A 14,844-nucleotide genomic window follows, 5' to 3' on the forward strand; every position below is an offset into this window, starting at 1 on the left:
ATCTGATACTAATTTTAAAAGAGAAATCCTCTTCGCCGTCGAATGAAAAATCGGAATGTGGATCTAATTAATAAGAATAACAGTGGACTCTTCTTGTGAACGGGATGACGTACAGAGCGAGGCACTAGATAATTGATAGGCATCACGTATTCGGATACTACTTCTATTTCTGCAGCTTTACCCTGTGTTCCGAGTAGTGGCACTTCCAACGTACTGGCGATCTCGCTTTTATTTTCTAACAGCAAATCTATTTTTCGCTCATATTCCGTAAGACGATTAGTCAGTATAAGATTCTCTTCATTGAGTTTATGAATAAGTTCATATAGTAATTTCATCGTTAGCTTCGGTTTCTCTTGTGATTCATTGGAATCTGCATTGTAAGCGGGGGATGGCAGAAGCGGCAATTCTTCCTCATTTTTTGCTTTGTTTACCACAATACTTCCTCCTCTACGAATGGATTTCGCAATAAACAACATAAACAAGACATGCTAGTAAGCCTTGTCTCTATCGTAAAGGATTTGGCGAGTGATGTTGCTCGAAAACCGTTGTCGTATTGTAATCTTTCTTGGTGAAGATTAGGCTGAAATCTCAAACTTGTATCTTACAATCTTCAAGGCTTCCTAACAATCCCATAGCGATTCAACTTATATTGCAAAGCTTGGCGCTTGATGCCTAGCGCTTGCGCCGTGAGCGTAATGTTATATTGATGAAAAGCTAGCGCATCCGTGATTGCTTCCTTTTCCAATTGCTTCACTTTATCAGGCAATTTAGTGGCACTGGCAGATCGTACGGCCATCGCATCGTTCCTAGCAGCTGTAAGTAGAGATGATGACGGAATTGTACTAGGATTTCCAATGAAATAAGCGGGGAGGTGATGTTCTTCGATCATTTCACACTCCAGCTCCATCATGTTATAGGTGGATTCGATTGCATGACTCAATTCCCGAATATTGCCAGGCCAATGATAATTCATTAAGCAGGCCAAAGCGGATGGAGATACGCCACTAATTCTCATGCCGAACATCTGGTTGAATTTTTCAATAAAGTGAGATGTGAGGAGGGGGATATCTTCTTTTCTATGGACAAGCGGTGGCAGGTATAAATTCACAACATTTAGCCGGTAAAAAAGATCACTGCGCAGCAAGCCTTTGGCTAATGCTTCCTTCGGATCGATATTCATGGCGGTAATGATGCGAACATCGACTTGCTGTTCATGGGTTCCACCGACTCGGCGAACGATGCCATCTTGAAGGACTCGTAATAATTTGGCCTGCAGAAATAAATCCAAACTATTCAATTCATCGAGAAAAAGAGTTCCCCCATTGGCTTGCTCGAACAATCCAGCACGGTCAATTGCCCCCGTAAACGCACCTCTTGCAGTGCCGAACATAATCCCTTCCATCAGCTCGTTGGGAACAGCTGCGCAATTTTGAGCAATAAAAAGGCGGTTTCGACGGGCTCCTGCATTGTGTATGCTTTGGGCGAACAATTCTTTTCCCGTACCGGTTGGTCCCGAAATCAAAACGGGTGAGCTCGTACGTGATGCCTTCTTAGCAAAGGCAATGGTTTGCTGAAATGCTTCGCTTTGGCCAATTAAATCGCTAAAATGGTAGCGAGCCGAGCTTGCATTTTTCTTATCTTTGGACGGAGATTCGTAGATTTGATGCCTCAGATCAAGAATTTGATCATGTAGATGAACAATGCTAGTGATATCTTTCGCTACTTCTAGGGCGCCGATGATTTCACCATTTTCCAATAACGGATAAGTGCTGTTAATGGTCGTAATCCTTTTCCCCGTCACACTTACATAGGTTTGAATTTTCTCTCTTATTTCAATTCCTGTTTGCAGGACTTTCATGAAAGTACTCGTTTCATTCGTCAGGGAAGGAAAGAGGTCGAAGAAGTTCTTGCCCACCACTTGTTCCCGCTTAAAACCGTCCGTTTCTGCCATTTTCTCATTATAAAAAATCGTAATTCCCTTGTTATCAATCAGGTGAACACCGACATCAATGATCGTCAACATTTGCTCAAAATATTTCGTGCCATGCTCGTTCTGATTGGTCATCATGTTCACCCGCCTCACGAAGAGTGTTCTGTGGTTCAATTACTAATTTATGATTTTTCAGCTAGAAAAATGACCTGATTGATCCACAGATTTGCGTGGTACTAATCAGTGCGTACGTACATGATTTGCTTCTAATCTGCATACTAATCGGATAAAACGCGATATCGACGCTTGGTTGCTTCTACGACGACAAGGATAAGAAGGTGGGTTTCCTGTGAACACACAAGTCTATCAGCCCAAGAATCATGTCAGGTTTGTTACGGCATCAGCTTTATTTGATGGGCATGATGCTTCCATTCAAGTGATACGAAGGATTTTACAAGCATCAGGGGTTGAGGTAATTCATCTAGGTCATAATCGCGCTGTCGATGAGGTTGTTCATGCAGCTATTCAAGAAGATGTGCAAGCCATCGCGATCAGCTCCTATCAAGGCGGTCATATTGAGTATCTGACGTATATGTACGACCTTCTCCAGCAGTATGGAGCTGGTCATATTCGAGTTTTCGCAGGCGGAGGCGGGGTCATCGTTCCCTCGGAGATCCAACAATTACACGCTTATGGCATTGCCAAAATCTTCTCACCCGACGATGGGCGTGAACTTGGACTTCAAGGCATGATAAATTACATGATTCGAGAGGTTGACATGCCCACGCCAAGGAAGCTCGCTGATGAACACCCTGTATCGAAGAAGGAAAATCTATGGGGTATCATTGCAAGTGCCATTACTGCTGTTGAAGAAGTCGCTGAAACCGGCCTAATTACGCCATCCTTACCAGAGTCACCCAACGTACAAAACAGCGCGGCAATCGCACCAGTCCTTGGCATTACGGGAACAGGAGGAGCTGGGAAGAGTACGCTCACAGATGAACTGGTTCGACGTTTTCTTGCGCAATACCCGGACAGAAGCTTAGCCATTATCTCGATCGATCCCTCTAAAATGAAAACAGGCGGAGCACTCTTAGGTGACCGGATTCGCATGAATGCTGTGAACAGCCCGCGCGTCTATATGCGCAGCTTAGCCACACGTCACGCAAAATCAGAACTGAGCCTTGCAACCAAAGAAGCCATACAAGTAGTGCAAGATGCTGGCTATGATTTGGTCATCGTGGAAACGAGCGGGATTGGACAAGGGGATTCCGCCATTGTAAATCTGTGCGATGTTGCGATGTACGTCATGACAAGTGAATTTGGGGCAGCGTCTCAACTGGAGAAAATAGACATGATCGATTGCGCTGACGTAATTGTCATTAATAAGTTTGAACGACGCGGTTCGGAAGATGCTTTGCGCGATGTGCGCAAACAATTTCAGCGGAGCCATGGCCTATTTGACACACCTGCCCAGGAAATGCCTGTGTTTGGCACGATTGCCAGTCAATTCAATGACCCTGGAACTAACGTTCTATTTGCCGAAGTCATGAGACTAATTGCGGTCAAAACAGGCGGTGATTGGCTAGTAGATGAACCGGCTAACCTTCAAGCAGTATCATCGAAGAGTATCATAATTCCGCCTGACCGGACCGGCTATCTAGGTGAAATTGTGCAAACGGTCCGACAGTATAAGAAGTTCACATCAGAGCAGGTCAAGATAGCGCGTAAGCTATTCCAACTGCGAGGAACGAAAGAGATCATGATGTCAGATCACCTTGGGCAGGAGGGGGCTGACGAGGAATCGCAAATTGTGAATGCGAAGTTGAACGAAAGAGTAGCTCATTATACGACCATGCTTGATCCAGCATGTAAGAAGTTGCTTCAAGAATGGCCGCTAATTCGTCAAGCCTATGTACAGGGTGAACTTGTCACACGAGTTCGCGATCGAGAAACGATTACAGCTTTGTTTACGGAATCGCTCTCTGGGACGAAGATCCCCAAGATCAGCCTGCCAAGGTTTGAAGATGAGGGGGAAATCCTGGGTTGGCTGCTGAAGGAGAACTTACCAGGATATTTTCCTTATACGGCTGGCGTGTTTCCATTTAAGCGGACCAATGAAGAACCGAAGCGCCAATTTGCTGGAGAAGGAACACCTGAGCGCACTAACCGCCGATTCCATTATCTCTGTCAAAACGAGGAGGCGAAGCGATTGTCGACGGCTTTCGATAGTGTTACCTTGTACGGGCAAGATCCCAACTATCGACCTGATATTTATGGGAAAATAGGCAACAGCGGTGTGAATGTATGTACACTCGCAGATATGAAAAAGCTCTTTGCCGGGTTCGACTTATGCCATTCATCCACCAGCGTTTCGATGACCATTAATGGGCCAGCTCCAATGATTTTGGCCATGTTCATGAATACTGCGATTGAGCAGCAAGTGGACCGCTATGTACAGACACACGGCAATCAACCGACGGCCGAGGCTTATGAGCAAATAAAGGCATCAACGCTGCAAACCGTTCGCGGCACCGTACAAGCGGATATTCTGAAAGAAGATCAAGGGCAAAATACTTGCATTTTTTCTACAGAATTTGCCTTGAAAATGATGGGGGACATTCAGCAATATTTCATCGATCATAAAGTGCGTAATTACTATTCCGTAAGTATTAGCGGCTATCATATCGCAGAAGCGGGAGCGAATCCCATTACGCAGTTGGCTTTCACATTGGCTAATGGCTTTACCTTTCTCGAATATTATTTGAGCCGTGGTATGCGTATTGATGATTTTGCGCCGAACCTCTCTTATTTTTTCAGCAATGGGCTGGACCCTGAGTATACCGTCATGGGAAGAGTCGCTAGGCGGATATGGTCAACCGTCATTCGGAATAAATATGGCGGGAATGAGAGAAGCCAAAAGCTAAAGTATCATATTCAAACTTCAGGTCGTTCTTTACATGCACAAGAAATGGACTTTAATGATATTCGCACCAGCTTACAGGCGCTCATGGCCATTTATGATAACTGCAACTCCTTACACACGAACGCCTTCGATGAAGCCATTACGACGCCGACAGAGAATTCTGTACGCAGAGCGATGGCCATTCAATTGATCATCCATAAGGAGTATGGCTTAACGAAGAATGAGAATCCATTGCAAGGCTCTTTTATCGTGGATGATTTGACTGATCTCGTGGAAGAAGCTGTATTAGCTGAATTTGAGCGGATTCATGACCGGGGCGGCGTATTAGGTGCGATGGAAACACAATATCAACGTGGCAAGATCCAAGAAGAATCCCTTTTCTACGAGCATAAGAAGCATGCTGGAGAGCTGCCGATTATAGGCGTGAATACGTTTATAAAACCAAATGCAGATCAATTTGCGGTGGAAATAGAATTGGCACGCTCAACTGTTGAAGAGAAAGAAACGCAAATTCTTGGGCTTCACGCCTTCAAGGAACAACATAAGCATGCATGTCCTGTGGCTCTGGAGCGACTAAAGCAAACGGCCCGCAGTAATGGGAACCTTTTCGAAGAACTCATGGAAACGGTTAAGGTGGCTTCCCTAGGGCAGATCACATCAGCATTATATGAAGTGGGCGGACAGTATCGGAGGAATATGTAGGATATTGAGGTCAATAAATGCATGTAGCTCTCTCGTCCATTCCATGTTATATATGAAGTGAGTCAAAATTGTTGAATGGAGTGAGATGAATGAGAATCGCCACGCAATTGTATACGCTTCGCAGCTATTTACAAACCCCGCAGGACATTAGCGAAAGCTTGAAAAAAGTAAAGCAAATGGGGTACCAGTCCGTACAAGCATCAGGTGTCGGACCTATCGGCATTCATGAATTTAAAGCGCTTACGGATCAAGAAGGCTTGACCATTTGCGCAACTCACATCGGGTACAACGATTTATTAAACGATATGGATGGCGTCATTGAGAAGCATTTGGCGTGGAATTGCAAGTATGTCGGGTTAGGCGGACTCCCGCCTGAATTTCGAGAGACTAGCCAAGGCTATGCAGCTTTTGCCAAACAAGCATCCGAATTCGGGAGACAACTGAAAAGTGCTGGTTTACAGTTCATCTATCATAATCACGACTTTGAGTTTGCCAAGTATGACGGAAAGACGGGTATGGAGATTATACTTGAAGAGTCGGACCCAACTTCCGTAGATTTTGAACTAGACGTGTATTGGGTGCAAGCTGGCGGAGCTGATCCGATTGAATGGATTCGCAAAGTGGACGGAAGAATGAAGGTTGTGCACTTCAAGGACATGATGATAACGCCGGATCGGAAACAACGCTTTGCGGAAATCGGCGAAGGGAATATGAATTTCAAAGGCATTATTCAAGCTTGCGAGGAGATTGGTGTGGAGTGGGCGGCGGTTGAGCAGGATGACTGTTATGACCGTAATCCTTTCGAAAGTTTAGAGATCAGCTTTGCTAATCTTGCGAAATTAGGCATGAAAGCCTAGTTATAGGTAGATGTAAGTCGAAGAAACAAGTGAATATTTAGGAATGCGAAGGAAGCCCGCCATCCCATGGTGGGTTTTTTTGTTTTATAGAGCTTGTCTAATCATGTGTTCTAACCAATACACCAATGAGTATATTTTTAGGGATGGATTTGGAGATGCTTGGGGAGGTTGATCCAATTGCACGCCTATTTCTTACTTTTGTTTCTTCTATCGGGAGGATGGGGACTGACAGGACAACAGCAGGAAAACCCGTTAGATTCAATTTGCTCAACATCACATGTAAGCGCATCCATGAACTCACAGCTCGACATGAAATCAATCCATTACACCAACAAAGCAGTGTTCCTAACCTATCATCATCTGGATGATCAGGAATCGTTCATCACCATTACACCTACCAAATTCAAACAGCATCTACAAGCATTAAAAGAAAAGCACTACAACGTAATCACGATTGAAGATTATGCTTGCTTTCATGCACATCGAAAAACATTACCCCCTAATGCGGTTGTTATCACATTTGATGATGGATACCGATCGTATTATGAGAAGGCTTATCCGTTGCTTAAGCAGATGGGGTATCCTGCGACGAATTTTCTTATTGTAAGTGATGTTGACTCAGACAATCCTTCCTTGCCGTTTCTGACCTGGAATCAAATACTAGAAATGAAACGCGACGGCTATAGCTTTTATTCGCATACCTATGATCTTCATCAGAAAAAACGTGATGAGGCAGGGAATTTAGTGCCCTCCATGACTAATCAGCTCTTCCTGCCCAAGGAGAATCGAGTTGAATCGGATGAAGAGAGAAGGCAGCGTGTGAAAGAAGATTTACTGTTGGGTGAGGCATTTTTGAAGACGAAGCTCCATAATCCGTTTTCGTTCCTCTGTTTTCCATTAGGGGAATACAATCCGTCAGTTATCCAAGATGCTAAACAGCTAGGATTTACTCTGTTTTTCACAACGAGAGAAGGCATTAACACAGGCAACAGTGGAGAAATCTCACGTATAAGTGCAGGAATGCCGTATGTTTCCTCTGACATTTTGCTCAAAAAAATGCAGCTGTATGATCAGAAATAGTTCAGAAATATATGCAATTCACGTATTATTGATGTTAGAAATAATAACGCAGTAATGCTAATTAAACATTTTTGTTTGAATTTGTCGAATATTGTGTTATATTATCTAACATATATTAAAAGTTTTCTAGGGTTCCGCGATGCATCTATCGGTCAGGTCCGAGAGAAAACTCACAGCGCGCTGTGTTCACGGAGGGATAAAAGCCCGGGAGGTTATCGATTCTGATACCTCTCGGGCTTTTATTTTATCCGTGGATGAGGCGACTCATAGGAGGGGTACTGATGACGATTAGAGTGAAACTTCTGTTAGGCTTTGGTACTATTGTTGGGTTGTTCTTAATTTCGCTTACGATTTTATATGCCTCACTTCGGCAGACGTCGTCCTCATTTGAACGTTTTGCGCAGGATGATGTCCATTTACTGAATCTAGCAAATCAAATTCGCTATGAAGATCTCCGATTAACCGATTCTGTGAGGGGGATTATCATTGATCCCGCGAATAAAGGGGAAAGTGATACCTATAATGCTTATGCCGAACAGATCGATAAACATATCAAGGAAACGGTAGGTCTTTTGCAGACAGAAGAAGAGAAACAAATCTTTCGTGATCTGGACGCTGATAATGTGAAATTGGTAGAGCTTGAAACGAAAATGATGGAGCTGGCTGCTAGCGATAAAGCGCAGACGCTGCGTATTTTCGCTGGTGACTATGCGGAGCTTCGTAATCGCTTTGCTGAGTTGCTGAACCGATTCCAACATTTGCAGGAGCAGCATATTGAGGATCGTTCGATTCAGATGGTGAAATTCGTCAAACTGCGAACCTTCATTGCGTTGACTGTTGTTGCCATCTCTATTTTAGTAGCAGTCGCGATCGCGTTTTGGGTAACGAAGCATATTCTTTCACGGATGAACTTGGTTAAAAGGAAGCTGGAAGAGCTCTCCGGAAGTACGGGTGATTTACGTGAGAGAATCGAGCTGCAGGGTGAAGATGAAATTGCGCAATTAGCACAATCTTTTAATAAAATGATGGATATGATTCAGGGGTTGATTCACCAAGTTAGGGAATCTGCGAACCGTGTTAACCTTGCAACAAAGCATCTGGTTGCATCTTCTGAGCAAACGTCTAAGATTACGCATGAGATTGATCTAAAAGCGATAGATATGGCAGATGGGGCAAATTCCCAAGCGAAGGGAATCGAAGAAAGCTCGATGGCCATGGGAGAAATCGCCTCGGACATCCAACGTGTGGCTGATCATATGTCGACGATGGCTTTGAAATCGGAACAATCGGTTTCCCTTGCGACGATGGGGAGTAAGTCAATCGAAACTGCTGTAACTGGGATGTATGCACTCAAGGAATCAGTCCTGCATGCCAATCAAGCGGTGAAAAAGGTGAATGCCAAGTCACAGGCAATTTATCAAGTGATCGAATTAATGCGGGAGGTAGCCAATCAGACCAATCTCTTAGCACTTAATGCTGCGATCGAAGCAGCCCATGCTGGAGAGCACGGAAGAGGCTTCGCCGTTGTGGCTGACGAGGTAAGAAAGCTTGCGCAGCAAAGCAGCCAATCGGCTCAGCATATCACGGAGTTGATTGGACAAATACAAGCTGATTTGAATGGGGCAGATCTCGCGATGGATCAAGGTGGAGTAGCGGTAGTGACGGGGCTGGCAAGCATGGAGCATGCTGGGGAGATGTTCAAGAACATCCGCGATGATATTCAGATGATTTTCCAAAATACACTGGAAGTATCTGGCGTGTCGCAGCAGATGGCTGCGGGTTCGGAGCAGATCTATGCTTCATTTAGCGAAGCGGCTGAGATCAGTAAGCATACAGGAAGTAACACGAAAAGTGTGTCCGAAATGGTACAAAAGCAGCTTGAAACGGTCGAAAAAGCAACGGAGCATGCGGCAGCGCTCACACAGGTTGCAAATGAATTGCATACGCAGATCCAACGTTTTCATATATAGAAACAATTCCTATTCCGCGAGAATGGTAGATATGTTATAATGCACAAAGTCACGGCTGACTGTCATAATGAAACCTGACTTACAACCTTAACCCGTTGTAGGTCTTTTTGTTAGGTATTTGCTAGATATCGCAATAACATCTTAAGAATATGGCGGAAATCATCAAACAATTGTGATATCGAAAGTAGGTTAATTTATGAATTTTATTCTTATGGCTGCCATGTCATTGGTACCGTTGTTTTTGGGAATGTCTTGTAAAATGTTGTTCAAAACAAAATTAACGAATGCCATGTTAGTTTTCATGTTTTTCATGAGTATATGGCAGCTGGATGTCAGTGTTTTATATAGCAATGATGTCTTGAAAAACGATTGGATATTTTTTCTGTTTAAGTTGTTGCGGATCGGTTCCATCATGCTTCCTCCGGCTTTTTTGTATGTTGGATATGTCACTTTAAAACATCTAACCAAAGAAGAAGCGAAATGGATGAATCGTATTATTAATAAATACACGCTAGGCATTTATGGGCTCTGGTCCATCTTTATTTATATCATCAATTGGACAGAACTTGGTGTAGTAGGCTTAAAGCAAATAGAAGGCTTTGGGAATCAAACGACCGTTCTCTATCCAATCTATGGTGAATGGGGCGGCTTATTTGTAAACCATATTAAACTATTGATTGTCAGCATTTTACTAACCCTCATTGCGAGCAGAAAAGTAACGGATAAATATGTGAGAAACTTTCTAACCTTATTCAGTCTTACGTTCCTATTAACCTATATGATCGGCGTATTAAATTTACAGGCAGGCACATTCATTTATTCAAGTCAAATTGCAGTCATGATTTTTTCGATCATTATTTTCTTTATTTTTGTTCAGATGAGTACAAGGATGATTCGAGACACCTCTCAAATTTTAAAAAGAAAAGATAAAGAAGAGCAAATTGAGATCTCAGCTTCAGGATTAATCCATGAAATCAATAACCCACTAACCGTTGTGAAGGGCTATTCTGATCTATTGTCTCGAAACGATCAATTGGATTCGAATGCCAAAGGAATGGTTAGCCAAATTGAAATTGCTGGCGAACATATGAATAGCATCATTTCGAATTATAATCACTTTATAAAAAGTGGAAAAATACAGACGGAAGAAGTCAGCATCTTGAATGTCATTCAAGAATCCATGGCTTTAACTTCATTACAAATCAAGGATAAACATGTCACCATTGAACTGAAACAACAAAAAAATATCATTGTGCATGTAGATCGCGATAAAGTAAGGCAAGTTTTTATCAATCTAATCAATAATAGTATTGAAGCCATGGAGGATAAAGAGCTAAAAACGCTCAAAATTGACTACTATACGAAGAACAATGAAATCCACGTCCTCTTTATGGACACAGGATCCGGTATTCCTTGTGAGGAATGGGATCGGATTTTCACGCCATTCCATACAACCAAAAAAACCGGAATGGGTCTAGGGATGTCCATTTCCCAACGGATTATTAATTCACACGGTGGATACATTGAGATCGTGAATAGCAGCGAACAAGGAACAGAAATCAAAGTCATCATGCCGCTTTGGGCTGGATAATCAAAAAGCTTAGTCTGCCGGTCAATACCGCACAGACTAAGCTTTTATTATTGATTAACTGCGGTTTGTTCGTCTAACTTATCTTCGTGGATGATAGGTCTGTTCTTGGGTCTATATACGCCCAGCATCATGCCTGTACCTAGCGCTGTACATTCAAGTGGTTGATCCGCTATGTGGACGGCGACGCCAGTCTCTGCGCGAATTCGCTCATCGATACCTTCCAATAACGCGCCTCCTCCGCAAAGTAGGATTCCCTGTTCCATAACATCACCTGCAAGCTCCGGTGGACAAAGCTCCAGAGTCGCTCGAATCGCTTCAATCAATGCGCCTAAGAAATCATTAACCACGGTGTAAATTTCACTCGAGACCAAACGGATGGATCGTGGCAAGCCATCAACCAAGTCACGTCCTCGAATGTCAAGTGTACGTTCATCCGTTGAAGCTATTGCAGTCCCAATTTGTTTCTTAATGAATTCCGCGGTTGGTTCACCGATTTCCATGTTATATTGACGTTTCACATAATCCATAATGTCACGATCAATAGATAAGCCTCCCCGGTTTATCGTGTGACTTGCGACAATGCCTCCGAGGGATAAGACGGCTACTTGGCTCGTTCCACCCCCGATATCGAGAACTAAGTGACCAATAGGCTCGTCTAGCATAAGTCCAGCACCGAGAGCTGCCGCAATGGGTTCTTCTACAGCAATCGCTTTTTTGGCGCCTTTGTGGACGATTGTTTCTTCAATCGCACGCTTTTGCACATTCGTGATCCCACAAGGCACGGTAATATAAATTTGTGAGCTGCGTAGAAAAGAGGGGCGACCTTGAATTTTTTTTATAAAATATTTCAACATAATGCTTGTCTTGTCAAAATTAGCGATGACACCATTTTGTAAAGGATACGTGATATCCACATGGGCTGGGGCTCGGCCAATCATTGCTTGTGCTTCGGCACCTGCAGCCAGCAACTCACCTGTATGTTGATTAAAGGCGATTACCGATGGTTCGTTAAGCACAATCCCTTTTCCTTTTTCGAAAATAACCGTGTTGGACGTACCTAAATCAATTCCAAATAATTTATCAAACTGCTTAAACATTACTTATTTCCTCCTTAGATTGTAATTAGGCATGGCTTGGAGGTGGCATTCACGTCTGTATAGTATTCTTGCTATAACTCGGATTTAAGGGGGCGCAAGCCAAATTACCAGAAAAATGTAATTCGCAAGAGGACTTGCTGGAGCAACCACGAATACCTAAATAATCCAATTCTGTCGTATATACTAAGGTGAAGGTGGAAGCATGAAAAGATATGAAAACAACCATATATTTCGTTCGGCATGGTATTGCTCCGTTCTCACTAGAAACGGAATTACAAGGAGGTGCTAGTCTCTCCGAACAAGGAAAATCAGACGCAATAAGAGTCGCTGAGTTGTTAAAACACGAAGAAATTGACGTCATTATTTCTAGTTCCTATCATCGAGCGAGAGAAACCGTGCACCCGTTGGCAGCGCTTTTACAGAAAGAGATCATTTCCTACAAAGAACTGATCGAAAGACCAATTGCGAGCTTAAATTATCCAGTTTCTGAGGAAAATCTGGTGCTTGGTATTGAACAGTCATTTACGAATATTGATTATTGTATGCCTGAAGGCGAGACCACACGGCAAGCGCAAGAACGGGCGATACCCGTTTTTTTGAAATTATTGTCTGAGTATGAAGGAAAGAAAATGGCCATAGGTACACACGGAAACATCATGACGATTATATTGAATTATTTCGATTCGCGTTACGGCTTTGAATTCTGGAAGCAAACAAGTAAACCTGATATTTATAAACTCGAGTTTGAACACAAGAAGTTACAAAGTGTGGAGCGGTTATGGAGTTAAACGATTACACCTTAATTTGGAAAATATAGGGGAAATGAAGAAGTTTGATATCATATTCGAATTGGAGAGGTGATACTTATCATGAATGAACAAGCTTCGGATGTATCCACTATACAGAAAGCAAAATTTGGTAAAACGATCCAAGTGAGATTGGTTACCGACTTAAAGAAATCACAAGAATATTATCGTGATGTACTTGGTTGTAAGTTAGATGAATGGGGGCATGCGGAGCGAGATGGTATGCTGTTTATTCTACAACAAGCCGTCTCCTCAGATGATGTGCGACCTAATAGCGTTTCACAAAAACGCTCAGATTATCCGACCGAATGGGAAGGACCAGACTTTGGTTGGGACACCTTCATTCATGTTACCTGGGACGATCTCGATTCACTTATTGAAGAGGTGCGTGGCAATGGTGGTGTTATTGCTGTTGATCCATTTACAGGCGTTCATGGGAATTGGGAATTTAAGAATGCCTGTATACAAGACCCTGATGGCTATAATCTAGTTTTAGGTGCGATGCGTCAATGTGGTATGATGGATTAGCTGTTTAAAACGAACCATGCAAGATCATCAAATGATACGAGGGACTGACCATGAGTTTACAAATAAAATCGGTAATCGAAGCGTTAATAGCCCCGGTCGGAAGGCTCGAGCAAACGGTCGATACACTGAAGTTCGGCAATCCTGACACAGAAGTGACTGGGATTGTGATCGCTTTCATGCCGACACAATCTGTCATTGAGCAAGCGATACAGCGAGGAGCGAATTTCATTATTTCGCATGAAGGACCATTTTTTTCACACCATGATGATAGCTTAAAACTTGAGAATGATCCCGTATATGAGGAAAAAAGACAACTGCTGGAAGCATCGGGCATAGCATTATTCCGGTTCCACGATTATTGGCATCGTTATAAGCCAGATGGTATCATGGAGGGGCTAATTCAGGAACTCGGATGGGTGCCTTTCGTTCAAGAGCATCATGCTGCGTCCTCCATCGTGCATATTCCCAATGAAGCGGTTGAGGGAATCGCCGAACATATCAAGAGCCGCCTAGGGATTGAATATGTAAGAGTACTTGGTGATCTTAGCATGTCATGTTCAAAGATTGGCTTACTCGCAGGGTATCGAGGTGGAGCTCAGAATGCGCTTCCTCTTTTTGAAAAAGAGCAGCTGGATCTTATTATTTATGGAGAAGGTCCAGAATGGGAAACACCTGAATATGTCCGGGATGCTGTTTTTCAAGGAAGGCACAAGGCATTGATCGTTCTTGGGCATGCAGAGAGTGAAGAGCCGGGAATGAAGCTGCTTGCTAATAGCCTTTCAAAAATGTACCCTGAGCTTCCTGTTCATTACGTTAAAGAGCGTCCGATTTTTAAGATTGTTTAAATTAAAGGAGCAGGTGCCGCGGCGGCCTGTTCTTTTTATTTTTTAGGAAAATCAACCCAATCCCTTCCCTGAAAATGATAGTATGGAGATATGTTGTAATTTTCAATAAATTGTGGGAGGTATTTTATGAAAGACGTGATATTTACACAGAAAGCCCAAAATCCAGGTACAATGCCTTATAGCCAAGCAATTAAGACGGGGAATACAGTTTATGTTGCTGGCCAAGGACCATTTGATCCCGAAACTGGTTATTTAGTCGGAACAACCCTGGAAGAACAAGCGGTTCGTGCTCTGGACAATCTACAGGCGATACTTGAGGAAGCAGGTGCCAAGCTCTCAGATGTCGTGAAAGTAACGGTACTTCTCGGAGAAGGGGCTGGCTTCGACCATTTTAATGAAATTTACAAGACATATTTCGATCAGCCGTATCCTGCAAGGACCATCAGCCATTCGGATATGGGGTTCATGGTTCAGATTGATGCTATAGCTGTGATTGGCTGATTGCAGTACAA

General features: G+C 43.2%; 12 protein-coding genes and 1 riboswitch. Of the genes, 9 read left to right on the forward strand and 3 right to left on the reverse strand.

Translation table 11 applies throughout. The features are described from left to right. Positions 1-14: 14 nt before the first annotated feature. Both AC58QO_RS15370 and AC58QO_RS15375 read right to left on the reverse strand, forming a co-directional pair. The gene (locus tag AC58QO_RS15370) at positions 15-434 is read right to left on the reverse strand and encodes a hypothetical protein (RefSeq protein WP_497266878.1); all 420 of its coding nucleotides are present in this window, start codon (positions 432-434) and stop codon (positions 15-17) included. 176 nt (positions 435-610) lie between these two features. Further along, positions 611-2,068: a sigma-54 interaction domain-containing protein gene (locus tag AC58QO_RS15375; protein WP_497266880.1), complete on the reverse strand. Its 1,458-nt coding sequence runs from the start codon at positions 2,066-2,068 to the stop codon at positions 611-613. A gap of 211 nt (positions 2,069-2,279) precedes the next feature. On the opposite strand from AC58QO_RS15375, the gene icmF reads away from it, so the two are divergent. The 5 genes from icmF to AC58QO_RS15400 all read left to right on the forward strand — a co-directional run bounded on the left by icmF (position 2,280) and on the right by AC58QO_RS15400 (position 11,056). After that, complete coding sequence (gene icmF / locus AC58QO_RS15380) at positions 2,280-5,558, forward strand: fused isobutyryl-CoA mutase/GTPase IcmF (RefSeq protein ID WP_497266882.1); 3,279 nt, start codon at positions 2,280-2,282, stop codon at positions 5,556-5,558. Positions 5,559-5,647: 89 nt separating this feature from the next. Then, a complete protein-coding gene (locus AC58QO_RS15385) occupies positions 5,648-6,415 on the forward strand; it encodes a sugar phosphate isomerase/epimerase family protein (RefSeq protein WP_497266884.1) in 768 nt (255 codons plus the stop codon). Between the two features lie 177 nt (positions 6,416-6,592). After that, on the forward strand, positions 6,593-7,495 hold the full coding sequence (locus AC58QO_RS15390) for a polysaccharide deacetylase family protein (RefSeq protein WP_497266886.1): 903 nt from the start codon (positions 6,593-6,595) through the stop codon (positions 7,493-7,495). Between the two features lie 115 nt (positions 7,496-7,610). Beyond that, a riboswitch (guanidine-I (ykkC/yxkD leader) is annotated at positions 7,611-7,708 on the forward strand. Between the two features lie 68 nt (positions 7,709-7,776). Further along, positions 7,777-9,465 (forward strand): methyl-accepting chemotaxis protein, encoded by a 1,689-nt coding sequence (locus AC58QO_RS15395; protein ID WP_497266888.1) that lies wholly within the window; start codon positions 7,777-7,779, stop codon positions 9,463-9,465. A gap of 196 nt (positions 9,466-9,661) precedes the next feature. Then, on the forward strand, positions 9,662-11,056 hold the full coding sequence (locus AC58QO_RS15400) for a sensor histidine kinase (protein WP_497266890.1): 1,395 nt from the start codon (positions 9,662-9,664) through the stop codon (positions 11,054-11,056). Positions 11,057-11,103: 47 nt separating this feature from the next. On the opposite strand, the gene AC58QO_RS15405 is transcribed toward AC58QO_RS15400, so the two are convergent. Beyond that, positions 11,104-12,153, reverse strand: coding sequence for a rod shape-determining protein (locus AC58QO_RS15405; RefSeq protein ID WP_497266892.1), 1,050 nt, complete (start codon positions 12,151-12,153; stop codon positions 11,104-11,106). A gap of 212 nt (positions 12,154-12,365) precedes the next feature. Between AC58QO_RS15405 and AC58QO_RS15410 the strand changes: the two genes are divergently transcribed. The 4 genes from AC58QO_RS15410 (at position 12,366) to AC58QO_RS15425 (ending at position 14,833) form a co-directional block, all read left to right on the forward strand. After that, positions 12,366-12,941, forward strand: coding sequence for a histidine phosphatase family protein (locus AC58QO_RS15410; protein ID WP_497266894.1), 576 nt, complete (start codon positions 12,366-12,368; stop codon positions 12,939-12,941). Between the two features lie 81 nt (positions 12,942-13,022). Then, a complete protein-coding gene (locus AC58QO_RS15415; protein ID WP_497266895.1) occupies positions 13,023-13,487 on the forward strand; it encodes a VOC family protein in 465 nt (154 codons plus the stop codon). A gap of 50 nt (positions 13,488-13,537) precedes the next feature. Further along, entirely contained in the window at positions 13,538-14,332 is a 795-nt protein-coding gene (locus AC58QO_RS15420; protein WP_497266897.1) for a Nif3-like dinuclear metal center hexameric protein, read from the forward strand. A gap of 126 nt (positions 14,333-14,458) precedes the next feature. After that, positions 14,459-14,833: a Rid family detoxifying hydrolase gene (locus tag AC58QO_RS15425; RefSeq protein ID WP_497266899.1), complete on the forward strand. Its 375-nt coding sequence runs from the start codon at positions 14,459-14,461 to the stop codon at positions 14,831-14,833. Positions 14,834-14,844 lie beyond the last annotated feature (11 nt).

The sequence above is a fragment of the Paenibacillus sp. J31R30 genome (assembly GCF_059692115.1).